Origin of the sequence: Mycobacterium nebraskense, assembly GCF_002102255.1 — a bacterium.
In the GTDB taxonomy this organism is placed as follows: domain Bacteria; phylum Actinomycetota; class Actinomycetes; order Mycobacteriales; family Mycobacteriaceae; genus Mycobacterium; species Mycobacterium nebraskense.
The window spans coordinates 46,123-66,553 of record NZ_LQPH01000183.1; the positions used below are offsets into that span (position 1 = coordinate 46,123).

Genomic DNA, 20,431 nt, shown 5'->3' on the forward strand with positions numbered 1-20,431 from the left:
GACCGGGCATGCGCAACGATGCAGGGATGCGGTGCGACGCGGCGCGTGAGGCGCTTTCGGCTCGACTGGACGGCGAACGTCCCCAGGTGCTTGCGCAGCAGGTCGACGCCCATCTCGAATCGTGCCGGCGTTGCCGCTCCTGGCTCATCGGCGCCGCGGTGCAGACCCGCCGAATGGCCACGGTTGAGCCGGGCGACGGACCCGACCTGGTCGCGAAAATCATGGCGAGCATCGGCGAGGAGTCGTCCGGGCGTCAGCGCAGGGCGCGTTGGCTGCGCTCGCACTACCGGCGCTGGGGCCTGATCGGTGTCGGTGTATTCCAGGTGGCGATCGCCGCCGCGCAAATCAGCGGCATCGATTTCGGGATGGTGTCGAGCCACATGCACGGCGCGATGTCCGGAGAGCATCTGATGCACGAGTCCACCGCCTGGTTGCTGGCGTTGGGTCTGGCGATGGTTGCCGCCGGCGTCTGGCCCGTCACCGCGATTGGGGTGGCGGCGATTACGGGCGTCTATTCGGTCGCGCTGTTGGGTTACGTGGTCGTCGACGCCTTCGACGGCGACGTCACATCAACGCGTATCGCCAGCCACATGCCGTTGCTGCTGGGCCTCGCGTTCGCGTTGCTGGTGGCGCGCGAACGGGTGAGATCCGACAGAGCCGGCGCCTCCGACGTATCGGGCAACGCCGCCTGGCGGGCAGAGTCCCCCGCTGCACGACGACGTGGCCACCTCTGGCCGATCAACCGTTCCGCCGTCGACCCCGCCGTGGCCGCTACGACAGGCCGTCGTAGACTCAGTCAGCCCGCGAGACAAAGGTGGTTCGCCATGATCGCGTCAAGCGATGACGAGGCCGTTACCGAGCTCGCGTTGGCCGCCGCGCGTGGGAATGACCGGGCGCTCGAGGCTTTCATCAAGGCCACCCAGCAAGACGTGTGGCGGTTTGTCACCTACCTGTCGGACGCGGGCAGCGCCGACGACCTGACCCAAGAGACTTTTCTGCGCGCGATCGGTGCCCTCGAACGGTTCTCCGGGCGCTCGAGTGCCCGGACCTGGCTGCTTTCCATTGCGCGCCGCGTCGTGGCCGATCACATCCGCCATGTCCAGTCGCGGCCCCGCGCCGCCACCGGAGCCGACCCGGAACACGTGCTGCGGGGCGACCGCCACGCTCGCGGATTCGAAGACCTGGTCGAGGTCACGACGATGATCGCGAACCTCACCGTCGAGCAACGAGAAGCCTTGTTGCTCACCCAGTTACTCGGGCTGCCCTACGCCGACGCCGCGGCGGTGTGCGGCTGCCCGGTGGGCACCATCCGGTCCCGCGTCGCGCGGGCTCGTGACGCCCTGCTGGCCGCCGACGCCGAGCGCGACGACCTGACCGGCTAATCCAGTCTCATTACCCATTCGGCGGCCTGTTCTACGCCGTCCACCGCCGTCACCCCGGCCGGTAGCGGCGGCCGCGCCACCATCACCACCGGAATGCTGAGTGCCGCAGCGGCATCCAGCTTCGCCCGCGTCATCTCCCCACCGCTGTTCTTGGTGACCAGGGCGTGGATGCGGTGTTCCCGCAGCAGCGCGAACTCGCCGTCGTAGCGATACGGACCGCGCGATAGCACCAGCTGGTGACGGTGCGGCAACAAGGCAGGGTCAGGTTGGGTCACCGCGCGGATCAGAAACCACGCGTCGCTATGAGCGAAGGCCTTCGTCCCTGAGCGGCCGGTGGTGAGGAACACGCGCGAAAAACTCTGTTTTGCAACGACTTCCGCCGCTTCCGTGTCCGATTCGACGACGATCGCGGAGCCCGGATCCCACGCCGGACGGGCCAGCACCAGATGCGGGATCCGCAGTTCACCGCAGACTTGGGCGGCGTGCGCTGTCATGGCCGCCGCGAACGGGTGGGTCGCATCGACGACGGCGTCGATACGTTCGTCGAGCAGCCAGCGTCGCAGCCCCTCGGCGCCGCCGAAGCCGCCGATGCGAACCGGACCGACCGGCAGCGCGGGGTCGGGGACCCGACCCGCCAGGGAGCTGACGATGTCGATGCGCGGATATAAGGCTTTCGCCAGCGCGCGTCCTTCGGCGGTGCCGCCGAGCAACAGCACCCGCATCAGTGCCTGCTCCCCCGCGTCCGCCCGGTCGAATACAGATAGCTGTCGGTGAATCCCTCGGCGGCCAGCACGTCGCCGACGACGATCACCGCCGTCTTGGTGACGTTGGCTTCGTGCATCTGCCCGGCGATGTCGGCAAGCGTCCCGCGCAGCACCACCTGTTGCGGCCAGCTCGCGAAAGCCACGACGGCAGCGGGCGTTTCGGGCCGATAGCCGCCTTCGAGAAGTTGCGGCACGACGGCGTCGATCTGCGCAGCGGCCAGGTGCAGTACCAGCGTGGCGCCGGATCGGGCGAGCGTGGCCAGGTCTTCCCCGGCCGGCATGGCCGTCGACAGGGTGGCGACCCGGGTCAGTGTCACCGTCTGCGCGACGCCGGGGACGGTGAACTCGCGCTTGAGCGCGGCCGCTGCCGCGGCGAAAGACGGTACGCCCGGTACGATCTCGTAGTCGATTCCCAGCGCGTCGAGCCGGCGGCATTGCTCGGCCAGCGCGCTGTAGAGGGAGGGGTCACCGGAATGCAGTCGTGCCACGTCATGGCCGGCGGCATCGGCGTCGGCCAGTTCGGTGATGATCTGCTCCAGCTTCAGCGGGCCGGTGTCAATGACTTTCGCCCCGGGCGGGCACAGTGCCAGGAGGTCGTCGGGCATGATCGAACCCGCATACAGGCACACTGGACATGTCTCGAGGAGCCGCTGGCCGCGGACCGTGATCAGGTCGGCGGCGCCCGGGCCAGCGCCGATGAAATACACCGTCATTTCCTCACCGTCCACTGGGTGACCGGCATCTGCGGGCGCCATCCGGTGAAGCCGCCGAGCGGCTCGCCCTGATAGTGCTGGAAGCGTCGCAGTTCACCTCCGAGGCGCGAATATGACTGCGTCAAAGCCGATTCGGATTCGGCGGTGACCGCGTTGACGACGAGGTGTCCACCAGTTGGCAAGTGGTCGAGGCAGGCGTCGAGCAGGCCGGGTTGGGTGAGGCCGCCGCCGATGAAGATCGCCGACGGTGGCTTGAGCCCGCCGAACGCCTCTGGGGCGTCGCCGCGCACGTCGATGCTGGCGCCGAAAGCCGCGGCGTTGAATCGGATGTTTTCGCGGCGTCGTTCGTCACGCTCGAACGCGACTGCGCTGCAACCCTTCCAGCTCAAACACCACTCGACGCTGATGCTGCCCGAGCCCGCGCCGACATCCCATAGCCGCTCGCCCGGACGCGGAGCCAGCGCCGCCAGCGTCACCGCGCGGATTCCGTGTTTGGTGATCTGCCCGTCGTGGACGAACACTTCGTCGGGCAGGGGTGACAGCCGCTCGTCGGGCAGGTACCGGATGGCGATGACGTTGAGGTCATCGACGTCCTGCGGCGCTTCGGCCCAGTGGCGCGCCGTGCCGTCACGACGGTGTTCGTTTGGGGCACCGAGGTTTTCGAGGACACTGAAGGGGGAATCGCCGCGGCCGTGTGCGCTGAGCAGTGCGGCGAGTTCGTTCGGGGTGGCTCCGTTTTTCGACAGTACGATCGCTTGGCCGCCGCGGCGTATCGCGGTGTGTGGCTGCGCGGTGACCAGGCTGATCACCTCCGTGTCGTGGGCGTTCCAGCCCATCCGCGCGCACGCCAGCGTCACCGATGACACGTGCGGCAGCACCCGGACTTGTTCGGGGCCGTACAGCCGGATCAGCGTGCCGCCGATGCCGTGCAGCAGTGGGTCACCGCTGGCCACCACGTGGATGTCTTCGGCGTGGTCGTCGAGCAACGTCTGCAGCGCGGGCAACATCGGTGAGGGCCACTGCCGCCGGGGCGCGGCTAGGGTGTCGTCGAGCAGGTCGAGCTGCCTCTTCGAGCCGTAAATGACGGTGGCCCTTTGTAACTCATCGCGCGACGTTTCGGCGAGCCCGGCCATCCCGTCGGCTCCGATGCCGACCACGATGATCATCGCGGCATCCTGCGCCAGACGAACTGCGGCAGCAGTCGCATCACGGCAGACGCCGGCCCCAACGCCCACGGTATCCACACCGTGCGCCGGCCCTTCGCCAGCGCACGCGCGGTCGCCGCGGCCACCTGCGCAGGTGTGCTGGCCAGCGGCGCCGGTGTCATCCCCTCGGTCATACGCCCGATGACAAAGCCCGGGCGGGCGATCAGCACCCGAACCCCCGTGCCGTGCAGCGCGTCGGCCAACCCGCTGGCGAAGCCGTCCAGGCCGGCCTTGGCCGAGCCATAGACGTAGTTGGCGCGACGCACGCGCGCGCCGGCGATCGAGGAGAACACCACCAGCTGGCCGCGGCCGGTGGTGCGCATCGCGGCGGCCAGGTGGGTGAGCATGCTGACCTGGGCGACGTAATCGGTGTGCACGACGGCCACCGCATGCGCGGCGTCGGTCTCGGCGCGGGCTTGGTCGCCGAGGATTCCGAAGGCCAGCACCGCCGTGGCGATGGGTCCGTGAGCGGCGACGACCGAGGCGACCAGCGGGCCGTGCGACCCCAGATCGTCGGCGTCGAACTCCTTGGTGTGCACCGTCGCCGCGCCGGCGGCTTTCAGCGTGGCGACCTGGTCGCCGAGTTGATCGGCCTTGCGCGCGGCCAGCACCACCGTCGCCCCGGGCGCCAGAAGCCGCGCCAGCTCGATGCCGATCTCGCTGCGGCCGCCCAGGATTAGTACTGGTCCCGCGCCCGTGTCATCCACGGCTGCGATTATTGCCTGCGCTAGCGTGAGCGGTGATGGCGAATACCACTACCCGGCTCACCGACGATGCGCTGGCGTTTCTGTCCGAACGGCATCTGGCCATGCTGACCACGCTGCGAGCCGACAATTCCCCGCATGTGGTGGCGGTGGGATTCACCTTTGACCCCAAGACGCACATCGCGCGGGTCATCACCACCGGCGGCTCGCAGAAGGCGGTGAACGCCGACCGTGGCGGGGTGGCGGTGCTCAGTCAGGTCGACGGCGCGCGCTGGCTGTCGCTTGAGGGCCGGTCCAAGGTGAATCGCGATGGCGACGCCGTCCGCGATGCCGAGCTGCGGTACGCCCAGCGGTACCGGACCCCGCGCGCCAACCCGCGGCGAGTGGTCATCGAGGTGCAGGTGGAGCGGGTGCTCGGGTCGTCGGACTTGCTGGACCGAGGCGAGCAGTAGCGCAACTTGCATCAGTTCGGCGCTTCATCGAGCTATCGCGGCTCGAAGAGCGGTTTGCCGTCGGGATCGTCAGCTGACGCTTCAATTTGGTCAATTGTCGCCGTTAGATACAGCGCCAGTTTTCTGAGTTCCGCTGTTGCAGTCACTCTGTCAGCACTGCTGACAGCTACCGTTGAGCCATCGGAGGCAATCAAGGCAAAGCGCTGAGTACCTTGAAAATCGCGAGTTTCAATACTGTACGGAGATAGCAGACCATTGTGCGAGGCCGGCACACCTACTCGGGGCAAACCTCTCGCGCTACGGATGTGCAAGCAGAACCTTCCGAAGAGGTACTTCTCGATCGTGTCCATGGACGGAGCCGCTAAAATGAAATGCTCGGGCCCCATTCGGTCGGAATCGGTAACAACAAACCAGCCGTCCTGGCTTTTTCCTATAAAGAGTCGGATTTCGCCTAGGGCTGCCCAGAAAAGGGCCCGCCCGTCATCCGTACATTTGCCAGGCGTGAGTGTGTAACCAGCTAGCTCGGCCCACTGCTCGAGGCGCGTGGAAATTCCTATGCTGCTGTCGGTCATTTCAACACTCCGATTTCAGGGTCAGCGAGCTCTTCAACCGTCATCGGCCTGCCTTCGGAGTTAAATATGCGTACCTGGATAGAGCCACCGGGTTGACCTACCCCGGGCGCGACTTCCGATACTTCGATGGTCCATCCGTCGGGTAGGTGATCAAAAGTATAGGCGTTGTAGGGTTCACGAAGGGAATTGACGTGCAGGGCCCGTTCCTCCCATGATGCCGGTTGGCCATCTTCCATAATGGCCAAGTACTTACCATCCGTTCTGCCAACCCGATCGACTAAAGAGCCATAATCTCGCAAGTAAGACTCAGGATCTGTGTAGGCGACACGTGTATGCGGCACAGCGCCATCGTTAAGCGGGAAATTCGCCCAAGGTTGACCCTGATCCCCAACCTTGTTAAAGCGTTCTGCATATTCCGCTTCGGCATAAGGGCGTCCAAGGGGATCGCGACCATACGGCGCTTCGGGATCACGAACAAGCTTGGCGACGTCACCGTCGACCTTGGAAGGATCGACCGGATTGTCGGTGAAATCCCAGTGGTCACCCAACGGATCCCCGTAATGCGGGTCAAGTGGTTCATCCGGCAACCGATGCCATCCGTCACCGGCGGGCTCGTGTGAATGCACAGGATCCTGGCGCTCGCCCCCCGGCGATTCACCGTTGCCCGGCCCCGGCGGACCATCGCCGTCGGCCGGTAGTTTCTCTCCGCGGCGACCGGAGGAATCTCCGTCGCCGTGCCCGCGCGAATCGCCCGGCCGATCGCCGTCGCCAGGCCCGCGCGGTTCTCCGCCATGCGGCGGCTGTCCGTCTGGCGGGCCACCGTCGCCGGGACTGTGCCATGCGCGACCCGGCGGAGGCATTTCCGCCGGGCGACCGCCTAGGGCTGTGAAATGCGGCGCAGAAGCCGTGGGTGAAGCAGCGATCGGGGCGGGTGCCGGTCTTGGCGCGCTCGCACCGACCTGTGCGGGCTCGATCGGCGATCCGTTAGGCGCTACCGGCGCACGCGCCGCCGAATGTTCGACTAGTTGCGGAACGCTCGACGGCACACGCTCGCCGGCGGCGGGTACGGCTGGCGGAAGTGACCCCGGTGCTGTAGCCGGTATCGGTTCACGCGGTTCGCCCACGGGCGTGGGTACCGATTCATGGGGGCGACCCGAAGGCACCGACACTGGGTCATGGGCGCTACCCGCAGGAACCAACCCCGGATCGTGCGGACCACCACCCGCCGGCGCGGGAGCGGCCGCCGGCCCACCTCGCGGGTCCGGAACACCACCCGCAGGCGCTGACCCTGCTGCCCGAGCCCCCGCCGGGTCGTGCGGACCACCCCCGGCCCCAGGTCCGGGAGCCTCCGGCGGCGTTGGCCCGGGGGCGGTAGATGGGCCTTGCGGCGCACCCGGTGCAGCGTCGGGTGGGTGTGGTGTCGCCTCGACGGGCGCCTCTAGGGGCTTGCCGGGCGGTAGACCCACCGGCGTACCACTAGCGGTCGGGGCTTCGATCTTGGGCAAGTCCCCGGTAACGCCTTCGAGGTTTTTGCCTAGGTCGCCGCCTGTCTTCGAGATATCAGCCAAGGCGCCACGAGCGCCCGTAATCCCGCGCAGCCCGCCGGCCGCTCCCTCACCGGCACGCCCTGCCGCGCCAGCCGCCTCAGCGCCTCGTGCAGCGGCCCCAGCACCGTCTGCCGCCGCACCTGCTTCTCCAGCACCAGGGGCGAAGAGCGTCGCGACGTCGAAGACGTTTTCGCCGAATCCCAATCCTGGTCGAGCCTTACTCCAATCATCAAGGTGCAGCAGTGATTTGAGCATTTGCAGGTTTGTTTTCCCAGCCTCCTCGGGGTTCAGGAAGGAATTGACCAGGCTTCCCTTCCACATGGTTTTGCCCAAGGCGGACCATGTAGACGCTGCACCCTGTGGATCGACAAAGAACCATTGTGGGTTGAGGTCGACCAGGCCTTCCAACATGCCGACAGCGCCCTTGGCGACACCCTCGTTCGTATTAGCCCACGTATCGAACGCGGTCGCGACCGGGTTCCCTACCTGTTCGCCTAAGTATTGAACGAGCTTGCCGCGGACAAACTTCTCGGACTTGACGACCAGGCCGTCGCCGACCTGCATCACGATCTTGATTCCCTGCTCGAACGCCCGAGCTTCGCGGCCCAATTGGTGGAGCACGGCGTTGATGTCCTGGGCGATCTTCTTGATCTCGTCGATCGCGTCACCTTCGAAGATCAAGATCGCGTCATGGACTGGATCAGCCAGTGATCCCAACCGGTGCAACAGATCCCGAATATGGTTCTGGGCCTGATCCACCTCGTTCGCGAACCCGTCGAGGCTGCTGGCCAGCTTCCCGCACTGGCCGCCGATCTTCCCCAAGCAATTGCCGATCTGGGACAAGGCCTCATCGACCTTGTCGCCCTCAGGGATCTGCTGACCATCGAACAGCGACTTCGAAGCGTTGAGCGCGTCCCGCATCCCGCTCGCGGCCCCTCCGAAGCTTCGCCACCGAGACGCTGCCGCATGCAACCCCGCCACGTCGCCGTCGGGCCACACACCATCGACGAACGACTGCACCACTTCCCAAAGCACAGGCGGGGGCGGCCCGGGACCCAACGTCCCCGGCGGCCCCGGCGCTGAGATCTTGACCGGTTCGGCCGGCGCCTGCAACGCGCCGCCACCGCCGCCCAGCGTCGACGCCGCTTCAACGTGTGAATAGTTGGCCGCGCCTTGCTGGATGACGGCTCCGCAATGCCGGCAGGCGTTGATAGCCGCCGCCGCGGCGTTCAGCAATGACCCCGCGGCGTCCTGGTACGCCAGTCCGAACACCTCACCAGCCAAATCATGGCCGGTGTTGGCCGCAAAACCTGCCGTCAACACCGTCAGACCCGCGGCCACCCCGTCGCCGGCGGCCACGACGGCGCTGCCCGCAGCGAACATCGCCTCGGGATCGACCGCTAACGGAGCCACGCGCGAAATTCTCGTCGAGACTGCGCGTCGCCGCTATTCACCCAATGATCGCTCCGCCAAGCTAGCCACAACCGTTGGGCGCCACAACTCATTCATCCACAGCTCCCCGTGCGGTCAGCGTGATTTGGTGCCGCCCCGCCGACATCGTCACCGTCGCTTCAGCCGGCTGACCATCGAGTCGCACATCAACTCCGGGAGGCACACCGCCGAGCGTGATCCGCGTAGCGGTATCGGTGGCCACGGTGATCGTCGCCTCTGGCAGTCCGGCGAGCCCGGCACGGCGGACGTCCATGGCAAGGCTTGCGACCCCGGTAAGCCGCAGCGTCAGATACGGCAAAGCACCAACGGGCGGTCCGACCTTCCAGTCCAGTTCGCTATACCCCCCGGGAGTCGGTTCAAAGGTCGGGATAACACCGCGATGATGCCGAACGGTGTGTGTCGGGTCCGGGCGCGCATACGATCGCGCGTCGACTTCGGCGACGGCCCCGCGCCGCGCCGTCACTGCGGGATCCGCGGTCAGGCCCGACAACCACCACACCTGATGCGGCCCGATACCCAGGTCGTCGCGCACCAGTTGCGGATACCACGCGAACGTGATGTGTCCCGGATCGGCTTGCCGCAGGGCGGTTTCCATGTGTTTGACGGAATCCTCGAAATTGTCCTGCAGCACCCAGACGAGGTGGTCCCCGGCGGGATACACGGTGAACCGGTGCCGGTAGCCCAGCCGGTCTAGCTCCAGCACCTGCTCGAGGGCCGAGGGGAACGGCACCAGTTCGTCAACGAGTCCGTGCGCGATGACGTAGGGAAGCCACCGCGCGTTCACCAACAACTTCCAGGTATCGCCCTCGCGTGCGCACGGCGAATCCGGGTCGAGGTCGGCCGGGATGTCGACGTCGGGAAGCAGCCGCACCCCGCACGTGGGCGGGCCGGCCAGCACCACCGCCTGGGAAAACACCTCCGGATAGCTCAATCCGAGCTTGTAGGCCGCATAACCGCCCATCGAATAGCCCGAGATCACGGTGCGATTGGGATCGGTGCCCAGTTGTTCGGCCACCCGCGCCCACACTTCCCAGACGTCGAGTTCCCCTGTGTCGAAGTACCAGGTCGACGGTCCACGGGCCAGCGGCGTGACCACTACCGAGTCTCGCCCTTCGCAGACCGCGTGCAGAAAGTGCGGGTCGATCCCGGCGAACTGGCTCTGCCCCAGGGCGAGCGAATGCAGCAGCAGAGTCAACGGCAGCATCCGGCCCGGCTTGAAACTCGACGGCAGGCACACCGAATACGGCTGCACGCGACCGAGGAACTGCGGCTTGGTGCTCAAAATGTCGTCGCCGGCGATCCCCTGTCCCAGCTCGATCGAGGACACGTACCACCGCGTCGTCGGGCCGGTGATCACCGGCTCGGGCGTGGTATCGCCGGCCGCCAGCCGATCCCACTCCACGGTCACCGCAAACTTCGATACGTCGCCGCGGGTCAATGCCTCCGCCTGCGCCATGTCCGACCAGAAGTTCAGATGCGGCGGCTCCTGCTCGTTGGTGCGGAACGCGACGTTGTAGACGTTTGGTTGCCCGGGCAGCGCGCCGTGCTCGGCGGGCACGTCGGCGAACCCGTCACCCGCCGCGTTTGCCAGCCCCGCCGCCAGCCGCACCGTCCAGCTGCCGGCCGGCTCCAGCAAGGTCCGCGGCACCTGCGCCAGAAATGTTCGCGATCCCATGTCGACGCTGTGCAGTACCGGCGTCGTGGACTGGGTGGTCAGGTCGATCAGTGTGGCGCCACTGCCCGAAACCAGCAGAGCCATGTCGATTCCGGCCGAGCGCACCCCGGCCCCGGCGGGCCACTGCTCTGGCGCAGTCCGGGCGGGATCGGTGTCGAGGGTGAACAGCGCGATGGGGACCGACGCGTCCAGCAATGTGTTCCAGTCGATCCGCCACCACGTGTGGGTCGCGGTGAGCCCGATCGCGACACGGAAGATGTCGGCGCCGTTGCGGGCCGCGGGGCCGTCCGGATAGATGTAGGTGCCGCGTGGGGGCGCCTGAACTTTCAGGTCGCCGATTGGCAGGCCCGTCGCGCCGTGGTCGTCGTAGAGGAAGTCGGTCCAAAACAGGGCACCGCCGGACACGCGGCCTGCGCCACAGGTGCGTGGAAACTCCTCGCCGAAAGGCCATCCCGACGGCACCGGAAGTTGCGGCTCGGGGCGTAGCGCCGCCGGCGGCACCCCCTCGGGCATCCCGCCGACTACGACGAGCTCAGCGGGTGGCGCGGGCGCCGTTGCGACGGGATGCACCAGCGTGTCAGCGATGTGGCGTGCGATGCGAATCGGAAGCAGAGTCAAATCCACAAGTGACATCAAGCCAAACGTACGCGCCAGTGGGCCCTGGGTGCTACGCCACGGGCACCACGATCAGTTCGTGCGGCCGATTGTTGACGGCCAGGCCACCGTCTTCGGTCACCACGACGATGTCCTCGATGCGGGCGCCCCACCGGCCCGGGAAGTAGATGCCGGGCTCGATGGAGAAGGCCATGCCCGCGGTCAGCGGCAGGTGATTGCCCGCGACGATGTAGGGCTCCTCGTGGACCGACAGCCCGATGCCGTGACCGGTGCGGTGCACGAAAGCCTCCGCAAGCCCGGCGTCTGCCAGCACATCGCGGGCGGCGGCGTCGACCTGCTCGGCCGTCACGCCCGGACGAACCGCATCGACGGCCGCACACTGCGCCCGCTGTAGCACCGAATACTGCTGCGCCACTTCGGGGTCCGGCTCGCCGATACTGTAGGTGCGGGTCGAGTCGGAGTGATAGCCGGGCTCATAGGCGCCGCCGATATCGACGACGACGATGTCACCGACTTGCAGTTCGCGATCCGAATAGCCGTGGTGCGGGTCGGCGCTGTGCGGCCCGGAGCCGACGATGATGAACGCCACCTCCGAATGCCCCTCGGCCACAATCGCTTCCGCGATGTCGGCGACCACGTCGGCCTCGGTCCGGCCTGGTACCAGAAACTCCGGCACGCGGGCGTGCACGCGATCGATGGCAGCGCCGGCTTTGCGCAGCGCGTCGATCTCGCATTCCTCCTTGACCATCCGCAGCGTGCGCATCACGTCGGTTGCCAACACGGGCAACACTCCAAGCACCCCGGCCAGCGGCAAGAGGTGCAGCGCCGGCATGGAATCCGTAACGGCGGTCGCGGCGGGAGCACCCCCCAACGCCACACCCACCAATTGATAAGGGTCGTCGCCGTCGACCCAATCCCGCACCGCGAGCCCCAGTTCCGCGACCGCCGACCCCTTGAGCGAGGCCAGTTCCAGCCGCGGCACCACCACCGTCGGGTCACCGGACGCCGGCAACACCAGCGCGGTGAACCGCTCGAGCGTCTGGGCGCGCGACCCGACGAGATAGCGCAGGTCGTACCCCGGCGTGATCACCAGCGCGGACAACCCCGCGTCGGCGGTCGCGGCGGCGGCCGCCGACAGCCGCCGGGCATACACCCCTGCGTCGAACCGATGAGATTCCATGGCAGCCAGGCTAACCCGCTCGGCCCAACGCCGACTTGTCGCGCCGATTGGCCTGGGTAGTCAACAACAAGTCGACGCTCGGCAACGTGAGACGATAGCCGCATGCCCGCACCGCTACTGCTGCTCGACGGGGCCAGCATGTGGTTCCGGTCCTATTTCGGGGTGCCGTCGTCGATCACCGCCCCCGACGGCCGGCCCGTCAACGCCGTGCGCGGATTCATCGATTCAATGGCCGTGGTGATCAACCAGCAACGTCCCAGCCGGCTGGTGGTGTGCCTGGACCTGGATTGGCGGCCGCAGTTCCGCGTGGACCTCGTCCCGTCCTACAAGGCCCATCGCGTCGCGGAGCCCGAGCCCGAGGGCCAACCGGACGTCGAAGAGGTCCCCGACGACCTGACGCCCCAGATCGACATGATCATGGAGCTGCTGGACGCCTTCGGGATCCCGACCGCGGGCGCCGAAGGGTTCGAGGCCGACGATGTGCTCGGCACGCTGGCCGCCCGCGAACGCCGTGACCCGGTGGTGGTGGTCAGCGGTGACCGCGACCTGCTGCAGGTGGTGTCCGACGATCCGGTACCGGTCCGAGTGCTCTACCTGGGCCGCGGGCTGACCAAAGCCACCCTGTTCGGGCCGGCGGAGGTCGCCGATCATTACGGCGTGCCGGAGCATCGGGCCGGGCCGGCCTACGCCGAATTCGCGCTGATGCGCGGTGATCCGTCCGACGGCCTGCCGGGCGTGCCGGGTGTCGGTGAGAAGACGGCGGCGACGCTGCTGGCCCAGCACGGGTCGCTGGAGCAGATCCTGGCGGCCGCCCACGACCCGAAATCGAAGATGGCGAAGGGACTGCGCTCGAAACTGCTGGGTGCCACCAACTACATCGAGGCCGCAGGACAGGTGGTGCGGGTGGCCACCGACGCGCCCGTCAGCCTGTCGACCCCGACCGACGCGCTACCGCTCGCGGCCGACGACCCGCACCGCACCGCCAAGCTGGCGACCAAACTGGGCGTCGGGTCCTCGATAGCCCGGTTGCAGAAAGCGCTCGACGCGCTCCCCGCATAGCCGACTACTGCGGGCGGCCGACCTCGTAGGTGCCCTTGTTGTCCTGGAACGTCACCGTCACGTGCTTGGTGGCGCCGTCGATGCTGACGTCGCAGTCGAACGTGGCGCCCTTCTTGACGGTGGGATTCTGGCCATGGTTGCACTTGACGTTTTGGACGTTCTTGGCGCCGTAGCCGTTCGTCTCGTCGGTCAGGACCTGCTGCACACCGGTCTGCGCCTTATTGACGTCCAGCTTGGTGGTGACGAAGAACCCGGGCTGCCAGAACCCGAGCACCAGCACCACCGCGATGAGCAGAAACGCGATCGCCCCGCCCACGCCCGCGATCAGGCCGACCGACCGCTTCTTGGCCGGTTGCTGCTCGTAGGGCGGGTACTGCTGCGGGTACTGGCCCGGCTGCCCGTACTGACCCGGCTGGCCATACTGTCCGGGCTGACCGTACTGACCCGGCTGCGCGTACTGACCGGGCTGCGCGTACTGGCCCGGCTGCCCGTATTGACCGGGCTGCCCGTACTGGCCGGGCTGCGCATACTGCCCGGGCTGCCCGTAGCCGGGCTGCTGCGGATATTGCTGCGGGTAGGCCTGTTCGCCCGGCTGCTGATACTGCGGGTACTCGGCAGGCGGCGTGTACGCCGGGGCCTGCCAGGTCGCCTCCTGGCCCGGCTGCTGCTGCCACGGCGAACCGACCTGGGTCGGTTCGGAGGAGTGATCGCTACCTTGGCCGGGCGGTTGCCACTGCTGCTCCGGTCCCTGCGGTCCGCTCATCGTCTCTCCTCAGCCCCTTGTGTCTCGGCATGAATTATCGGCGTAATGCTTTCCCGGATCTACGGTAGCTTCGGCTCAGCCTACCCGGCGTCAACAGCGACGACGCCGCGCCGAACGTCATTGATGGCGCGCTTGGCGGTGGCCCGCAGTTCCGCATCCGGGGCGGCGTTGCGGACCTGGTCCAACAGATCGAGAACCTGGCGACACCAGCGCACAAAATCCCCCGCCAACAGCGGCGAGCCGGTGCCGACCGGGTCGACGGCCGCGAGCGCCGCGGCCAGGTCGCCGGTCTCGGCCCAGCGATAGATGACGCTGACGAAACCGTCGTCGGGTTCACGGCTGGGCGCGATCCGGTGCGTCTGCTCGTCAGTGCGCAGCGCATACGACAGCCGCGACGTTTGCTGCAGCGCCTGCCGCACCCGCTGGGTAGGCGCCTCGGCGGCGAACGCCCCCCGCGGGCCCTCACCGCCCCTGCTCTCGTACAGCACCGCCGAGACCACCGCCGCCAGCTCGGCCGGCTTCAGATCGGACCATGCGCCGGTGCGCAGACATTCGGCGACCAACAGGTCACTCTCGCTGTAGATGCGGGCCAGCAGCCGGCCGTCGTCGGTGACATGTGGATCGGTGTCCGGGCCTTGGATGAAGCCGCGCTCGGTGAGCAGGCCGACGATCCGATCGAACGTCCGCGCCAACGAATTGGTCGCCGCGGCAACCTTTTTCTCCAATTGCGCGTTATCGCGTTCGATGCGCAGGTAGCGCTCGGCCTGCCGGACTTGGGACTCGAGGCCGGGGCTGTTGTGCGACGGGTGCCGGCGCAGCTCCTCCCGTAACGACACCAGCTCCGGGTCGTGGAAAGCTCCATCGTGGTCGCCGCCCCGGGCGCTGCGGCGCCTGGCCGGAACGGCCAACCCGGCGGCCGCCGACCGCAGCGCCGACGCCAGGTCACGCCGGACCCGCGGCTGGCGGTGCTCGACCCGCTTGGGCAACGGCATCGAACCGACCGGAGCCGACGCTCCGGAGTAGTCGGCCGTCGAAATGCGCCCCGCCCAGCGGTTTTCGGTGAGCACCAACGGGCGCGGGTCTTCGCCGTCGCGGGCCGATTCCAGCACCACCGCCAGCCCGCCGCGCCGGCCTTGGGTGATGTTGATGATGTCGCCACGCCGCAGCGCGGCCAGCGCGTCGCTGGCCGCCTGCCGACGCTGCAGCCGCGACGCGCGGGACTGCGCGCGCTCCATGTCGGAGATGCGCGCCCGCAGCCGGGCGTAGTCGAGGATCGGCGCCTGCGGGCCGCCCAGCTCGGCGGCGATCTCGGCGAGCATCGCGTTGCCGCGCTCGATACCGCGGACCAGCCCGACGACGGAACGGTCGGCCTGATACTGGGCGAACGACTGCTCCAGCAGCCGATGCGCCTGCTCGGGGCCCATCTGGTGCACCAGGTTGATGGTCATGTTGTAGGACGGGGCGAACGAGCTGCGCAGCGGGAAGGTGCGGGTCGAGGCCAGGCCCGCGACCGCGGACGGTTCGGTGGTTTCTTCGGCGGGATTCCACAGCACCACCGCGTGGCCCTCGACGTCGATGCCGCGCCGGCCGGCGCGCCCGGTCAGCTGTGTGTACTCCCCCGGCGTCAGCGGCACATGCTGCTCCCCGTTGAACTTCACCAGCCGTTCGAGCACCACCGTGCGGGCGGGCATGTTGATGCCGAGCGCCAAGGTCTCGGTGGCGAACACCGCCTTGACCAGACCGGCGGTGAACAGCTCCTCGACGGTGTGCCGGAAGGCCGGCAACATCCCGGCGTGGTGAGCCGCCAGACCGCGCAGCAGCCCCTCCCGCCACTCGTAATAGCCGAGCACCGCCAGGTCGGCGTCGGCAAGATCGCCGCACCGGTGCTCGATCACCTCGGCGATCTGCGCTCGTTCCTCCTCGGTGGTCAATCGGAGCGGCGAGCGCAGGCACTGCTGGACGGCGGCGTCGCAGCCGGCGCGGGAAAACACGAACGTGATCACGGGCAAGAGGCCCTCGGAGTCCAGGGTGGCGATCACGTCGGCGCGCCCCGGCGGCCGATAGAAGCGCGGCCGGCCGGGGCCACCGCGGCCAGTGCGTCCGCGGCGCGGCTGCCAGTCCGACATGCGGTCCGCTTCCCGGCGATGCGTGATGTGACGCAGCAGGTCGGGGTTGACGCGGGCCTCGCGGATAGCGGCCGGTTGCTCGCGGGCTGCCGAATTCCCGTAGTCGAACAGGTCGAAAAGCCGCTTGCCCACCAAGACGTGCTGCCACAACGGCACCGGCCGGTGCTCGTCGACCACCACGGTCGTATCGCCCCGCACCGTCTGGATCCAGCCGCCGAATTCCTCGGCATTGCTCACCGTCGCCGACAGGCTGACCACCCGCACCTCGTCGGGCAGGTGCAGGATCACCTCCTCCCATACCGGGCCGCGCATCCGGTCGGCCAGGAAATGCACCTCGTCCATCACCACGTAGGAAAGCCCTTGCAGCGCAGGCGAATCGGCGTAAAGCATGTTGCGCAGCACCTCGGTGGTCATCACCACCACGGGGGCGCCGGCGTTCACCGACATGTCACCGGTCAGCAGGCCGATCCGGTCGCGACCGTAGCGAGCGGTCAGGTCGGTGTGCTTCTGGTTGCTCAGCGCCTTGAGCGGGGTGGTGTAGAAGCACTTGCCGCCGGCGGCCAGCGCCAGGTGCACGGCGAATTCGCCAACCACCGTCTTGCCGGCGCCGGTCGGCGCGCAGACCAACACGCCGTGGCCTCGTTCCAACGCGGCGCACGCCTGCTGCTGGAAACCGTCGAGCGCGAAGGGCAATTCCGCGGTGAAGCGGGTCAGTTCGACGAGCTCCGTCAGGTCCTTCGGCACCGACGGTTTAGGTGACATCGTCATGCTGGCCGACGGTGAACGACGGCTCCCGTACCGGCTCCTCTATCGGCGCGGGCGGCTCGATGACCGATGCCTCGTCGTCGGGGATCACGGCCTGGGCTTCGCGCTTGGCCTTCCGCCTGTCGTGCAGGCGGGCGATCTGGATCGCGAACTCGAGGAGTACCGACAGCGCCACGCCCAGGGCGGTCATCGAAAACGGGTCGGACCCGGGGGTGAAGACGGCCGCGAACACGAACATCCCGAAGATCAGGCCGCGCCGCCAGGACTTGAGCCGCTCGTAGGTCAGCACACCCGTCATGTTGAGCATGACGATCAGCAACGGGAACTCGAAGCTGACCCCGAAGACCACCAACAGGTTGATCAGGAAACCGAAGTAGCGGTCCCCGGACAGCGCGGTCACCTGCACGTCGCTGCCGACGGTCAGCAGGAAGCCCAGCGCCTTGGCCAGCACGAAGTAGGCAAGCACCGCACCCGCGACGAACAGCACGGCCGCAGGGACCACGAACCCGACCGCGAAGCGGCGCTCCTTCTGATACAGCCCCGGGGTGATGAACGCCCACAGCTCGTAGAACCACACCGGACAGGCCAGCACCACCCCGGCCGTCAGCCCGACCTTCAACCGCAACATGAACTGGTCGAACGGCGCCGTGGCCAGCAGCCGGCACTGACCATCGGCGCTGATGCTCGCGCGCGCGGACTGGGGCAGCGAACAGTAAGGATGGCGCAGCCACTCGCCGAGGCTTTCCAGCCCGAAGATGGAATGCGAGTACCAGACGAACCCGAAAATCGTCGTGACCAGGATGGCGGCCAGCGAGAGCAGTAACCGGGTACGCAGCTCGGTCAGGTGATCGACGAGCGACATCGTCGCTTCGGGATTGGTGCGGCTGCGCCTGTTACGCGGATTGAGGCGCTTCAGCACGCCGGCCGTGCGCGCTGAAACCTTGAAAAATTTCACGACGCTCGTTCAGTGGCGTTCGGGCACCGCGACGATGATGGCGGGCTAAGCGGGACGTGCTTCGGAGTGCCCCTGCTCGGGAGCCGGCGGAGCGTCGACTCGCTGCGACTGCACGGGAGTGGGGTTCGCCGCGGAGGGCGCGCTGTTTGTGTCCAACGCGGACGGTTCCGCTTTGGTCTCGCTCTGCATTTCGCGCAGCTCAGACTTGAAGATGCGCATCGACTTGCCCAACGAACGTGCTGCATCGGGGAGCTTCTTGGCACCAAAAAGCAGGATCACCACCACAGCGAGGATCGCCCAGTGCCACGGACTAAGACTGCCCACTTTGATTACCTCCAGACGTCTACCCGATGCTACCGCAGTGCAGCGATACACCGGGCGGCCCGCGCCGTGGCCTCAAGGGGTAAGCGCCTGATAGGACTCGCACGCCGCCGCCGCGGCATCCCGTACACGTGTTGCGAGTGGCTCCGGTTCAAGCACCCGCACGGCCGACCCGAAGCCCAGGACCAGGCGGGTCATCCAGTCTTCAGACGCATAGGTCATTACCGCCTCGCAGGATCCGTCCGGCAACTCCCGCACCTCGCGCATCGGGTAGTACTCGAACATCCACGACGCGGAGGGCGCGACGCGGAGCTTGGCCGACGGCAGCGACGGGTCGCCGTCGAACAGCGACGTGTCCGGTGGCGCCTGCAGCGCCAGTTCGGGCGGAGCCGCCGGCTCGCCCAACTCGGTGGCATCGACGATCCGGTCGAAGCGGAACAGCCGCACCCCTTCGGCCTCGCGTGACCAGGCCTCCAGGTAGCTTTGGCCGCCGATCAGCAGTACCCGGATGGGGTCGACGATCCGGCTGGTCAGGGTGTCATGCGACGCGGAGTAATAGTCCATGGCCAGCGCGTGTTTGTACTGCACCGCCGTGCGCACCGCGGCCGCGGCCCGACTCTCCGCGGGTGCTTGCTCATCGACCGCTGCCGCCGAGCCGGTGGCGTCGTGCCCGACGGCGCCGGCCGCGGCTTCGATCTTGGCGATCGCGCTGCGCGCCGCTTCCGGATCGACAACGCCGGGAATGTCAGCGAGCGCCCGCAGCGCCACCAGCAGACCGGTCGCCTCCGGCGAGGTGAGCTTGAGCGGCCGGTCGATCCCCGCGGAGAAGGTCACCTCGATGGTGTCCCCGGAGAACTGGAAATCGATCAGGTCGCCTGGGTAGTAGCCAGGCAGCCCGCACATCCACAGCTGGTTGAGGTCCTCTTCCAGTTGCTTGGCGGACACCCCGAGATCGGCGGCCGCCTTGGCCCGGGTGACCCGCGGGTTGGCCTGGAAGTACGGCACCATGTTGAGCAGCCGGATCAGGCGGGTGGATACGGAAGTCACGGCCGCTCTCCCCCGTCCATGTGAGCGCGCAGCCGCGCCAGCACGTCCTCGCGCAGTACCTGCGGCTCGAGCACGACGGCGTCGGCCCCGTAACCGGCGATATCGCGCGCCAACCGGTCGCTGGATCCGATGTCGATTTCGATCACCTCGCCGTCGCGGCCGCCCAATTGCCGCGTGCCGGTGGACCTCCCGGCGCGCCGCAGCGCAGTGGCCCGCCCGTCGGCGACCCACACCCGCGCCTGCCCACCGGTCGGGGTCTCCGCAACCGTGCGGGCGACGATCTGGCGCAGGTCCGCATCTTCGGGCACGACGACCGCCCCCGGAGGGCCGATCGGGCTGACCTCGGCGCCGATCCGCGACAGCCGGAAGGTGCGGGTGGCGTCGCGGTCGCGGTCGTGGCCTACGAGATACCAACGGCCCTTCTGGGTCACGACGCCCCATGGCTCCACGGTGCGCATGCTGTACGGCTCGGCCCGCGACGGCCGGTGCGGGAACTGCACCGCCTGCCGGGAATCGATGGCCGACAACAGGATTCCGAGCACCTCTTCCGAGCCGCGCAAACCCGGCACGCCGGCCGGGGAGGCGATGGCCACCGGCGCCCCGATATCCAAGGGGTCGACGTCCACCCCGGCGGCGCGCAGCTTGAGCAACGCACCCTGGGTGGCGGTGATCAGTTCGGGCGACTCCCACAGTTGCGTCGCGACGGCAACCGCGGCCGCCTCGTCCGGAGTCAGCTCGACCGCCGGAAGCGAGTAGGCGTCCCGATTGATTCGGTAGCCCTCGATCGGATCCCAGGCCGACGCCCTGCCGACCTCGAGCGGGATGCCGAGATCGCGCAACTCGTTCTTGTCACGCTCGAACATGCGGGAGAACGCCTCGGCGCTGGGGCTGTCCGAATACCCCGCCACGCTCGACCTGATCTTCTCCGCGCTGATGTAGCCGCGGGTGGACAACAGGGCGATGACGAGATTGACCAACCGCTCGACTTTCGAGGTCGCCATTCGCACCAGGTTATAGCTGGCGCTCGCCCCGCGCGTGCACCGGCTGGCGAGTCGCAGCATTCACATTCGCCACATTAGTCACGGGCTGGCGGGCACCACTGCCGTTGGAAAGTTGATAGCGCCAGCGCTACTA

At 67.8% G+C, this 20,431-nt stretch carries 17 protein-coding genes and 1 pseudogene; 4 read left to right on the plus strand and 14 right to left on the minus strand.

Features of this window, described 5'->3' with window-relative positions; genetic code table 11:
• Nucleotides 1-26 precede the first annotated feature (26 nt).
• Together AWC17_RS33745 and sigC are read left to right on the plus strand one after the other, a co-directional pair.
• A pseudogene (locus AWC17_RS33745) lies at nt 27-665 on the plus strand (DUF2275 domain-containing protein); the annotation flags it as partial.
• Between the two features lie 159 nt (nt 666-824).
• The gene (sigC, locus tag AWC17_RS33750) at nt 825-1,382 is read left to right on the plus strand and encodes an RNA polymerase sigma factor SigC (protein WP_231588604.1); all 558 of its coding nucleotides are present in this window, start codon (nt 825-827) and stop codon (nt 1,380-1,382) included.
• On the opposite strand, the gene AWC17_RS30210 is transcribed toward sigC, so the two are convergent.
• The 4 genes from AWC17_RS30210 to dprE2 are packed head-to-tail and all read right to left on the minus strand — an operon-like array spanning nt 1,379 to nt 4,771.
• Entirely contained in the window at nt 1,379-2,107 is a 729-nt protein-coding gene (locus AWC17_RS30210) for a cobalt-precorrin-6A reductase (protein ID WP_167385664.1), read from the minus strand. The genes sigC and AWC17_RS30210 overlap by 4 nt on opposite strands.
• Nucleotides 2,104-2,859 carry a precorrin-4 C(11)-methyltransferase gene (gene cobM / locus AWC17_RS30215; RefSeq protein ID WP_085165683.1) on the minus strand — a complete coding sequence of 252 codons (756 nt, stop codon included), beginning with the start codon at nt 2,857-2,859 and terminating at the stop codon, nt 2,104-2,106. Before cobM ends, AWC17_RS30210 begins: the two co-directional genes overlap by 4 nt.
• Nucleotides 2,856-4,025, minus strand: a complete 1,170-nt coding sequence (locus AWC17_RS30220; RefSeq protein ID WP_047322912.1) for a bifunctional cobalt-precorrin-7 (C(5))-methyltransferase/cobalt-precorrin-6B (C(15))-methyltransferase — start codon at nt 4,023-4,025, stop codon at nt 2,856-2,858. Before AWC17_RS30220 ends, cobM begins: the two co-directional genes overlap by 4 nt.
• A complete protein-coding gene (gene dprE2 / locus AWC17_RS30225; RefSeq protein ID WP_046184709.1) occupies nt 4,022-4,771 on the minus strand; it encodes a decaprenylphospho-beta-D-erythro-pentofuranosid-2-ulose 2-reductase in 750 nt (249 codons plus the stop codon). Before dprE2 ends, AWC17_RS30220 begins: the two co-directional genes overlap by 4 nt.
• 35 nt (nt 4,772-4,806) lie before the next feature.
• On the opposite strand from dprE2, the gene AWC17_RS30230 reads away from it, so the two are divergent.
• On the plus strand, nt 4,807-5,220 hold the full coding sequence (locus AWC17_RS30230; RefSeq protein ID WP_046184710.1) for a F420-dependent biliverdin reductase: 414 nt from the start codon (nt 4,807-4,809) through the stop codon (nt 5,218-5,220).
• Between the two features lie 32 nt (nt 5,221-5,252).
• Here AWC17_RS30230 and AWC17_RS30235 read toward each other — a convergent pair whose 3' ends face one another.
• The 4 genes from AWC17_RS30235 to AWC17_RS30250 all read right to left on the minus strand — a co-directional run bounded on the left by AWC17_RS30235 (nt 5,253) and on the right by AWC17_RS30250 (nt 12,261).
• On the minus strand, nt 5,253-5,792 hold the full coding sequence (locus AWC17_RS30235; protein WP_082123057.1) for a TNT antitoxin family protein: 540 nt from the start codon (nt 5,790-5,792) through the stop codon (nt 5,253-5,255).
• Nucleotides 5,789-8,722: a glycohydrolase toxin TNT-related protein gene (locus AWC17_RS30240; RefSeq protein ID WP_264056051.1), complete on the minus strand. Its 2,934-nt coding sequence runs from the start codon at nt 8,720-8,722 to the stop codon at nt 5,789-5,791. Before AWC17_RS30240 ends, AWC17_RS30235 begins: the two co-directional genes overlap by 4 nt.
• A 118-nt stretch (nt 8,723-8,840) precedes the next feature.
• Nucleotides 8,841-11,099, minus strand: a complete 2,259-nt coding sequence (locus tag AWC17_RS30245) for a prolyl oligopeptidase family serine peptidase (RefSeq protein ID WP_085165671.1) — start codon at nt 11,097-11,099, stop codon at nt 8,841-8,843.
• 34 nt (nt 11,100-11,133) lie between these two features.
• Nucleotides 11,134-12,261, minus strand: a complete 1,128-nt coding sequence (locus AWC17_RS30250; RefSeq protein WP_047322909.1) for a M24 family metallopeptidase — start codon at nt 12,259-12,261, stop codon at nt 11,134-11,136.
• A 102-nt stretch (nt 12,262-12,363) separates the two neighbouring features.
• On the opposite strand from AWC17_RS30250, the gene AWC17_RS30255 reads away from it, so the two are divergent.
• The gene (locus tag AWC17_RS30255; protein WP_046187072.1) at nt 12,364-13,320 is read left to right on the plus strand and encodes a 5'-3' exonuclease; all 957 of its coding nucleotides are present in this window, start codon (nt 12,364-12,366) and stop codon (nt 13,318-13,320) included.
• Nucleotides 13,321-13,324: 4 nt separating this feature from the next.
• Here the strand turns inward: AWC17_RS30255 and AWC17_RS30260 are convergent, their stop codons facing one another.
• The 6 genes from AWC17_RS30260 to AWC17_RS30285 form a co-directional block, all read right to left on the minus strand.
• A complete protein-coding gene (locus tag AWC17_RS30260) occupies nt 13,325-14,083 on the minus strand; it encodes a DUF4333 domain-containing protein (protein ID WP_046187073.1) in 759 nt (252 codons plus the stop codon).
• Nucleotides 14,084-14,163: 80 nt separating this feature from the next.
• Nucleotides 14,164-16,941 (minus strand): DEAD/DEAH box helicase, encoded by a 2,778-nt coding sequence (locus AWC17_RS30265; protein ID WP_085165685.1) that lies wholly within the window; start codon nt 16,939-16,941, stop codon nt 14,164-14,166.
• A gap of 19 nt (nt 16,942-16,960) precedes the next feature.
• Nucleotides 16,961-17,929 carry a twin-arginine translocase subunit TatC gene (tatC, locus tag AWC17_RS30270; protein ID WP_141224863.1) on the minus strand — a complete coding sequence of 323 codons (969 nt, stop codon included), beginning with the start codon at nt 17,927-17,929 and terminating at the stop codon, nt 16,961-16,963.
• A 45-nt stretch (nt 17,930-17,974) separates the two neighbouring features.
• Nucleotides 17,975-18,253, minus strand: coding sequence for a Sec-independent protein translocase subunit TatA (gene tatA, locus AWC17_RS30275; RefSeq protein WP_046187091.1), 279 nt, complete (start codon nt 18,251-18,253; stop codon nt 17,975-17,977).
• A 72-nt stretch (nt 18,254-18,325) separates the two neighbouring features.
• Nucleotides 18,326-19,297, minus strand: a complete 972-nt coding sequence (locus tag AWC17_RS30280) for a helix-turn-helix transcriptional regulator (protein WP_085165673.1) — start codon at nt 19,295-19,297, stop codon at nt 18,326-18,328.
• Nucleotides 19,294-20,298 carry a helix-turn-helix transcriptional regulator gene (locus AWC17_RS30285; RefSeq protein WP_085165687.1) on the minus strand — a complete coding sequence of 335 codons (1,005 nt, stop codon included), beginning with the start codon at nt 20,296-20,298 and terminating at the stop codon, nt 19,294-19,296. The genes AWC17_RS30280 and AWC17_RS30285 overlap by 4 nt, the downstream gene beginning before the upstream one ends.
• Between the last annotated feature and the right edge of the window lie 133 nt (nt 20,299-20,431).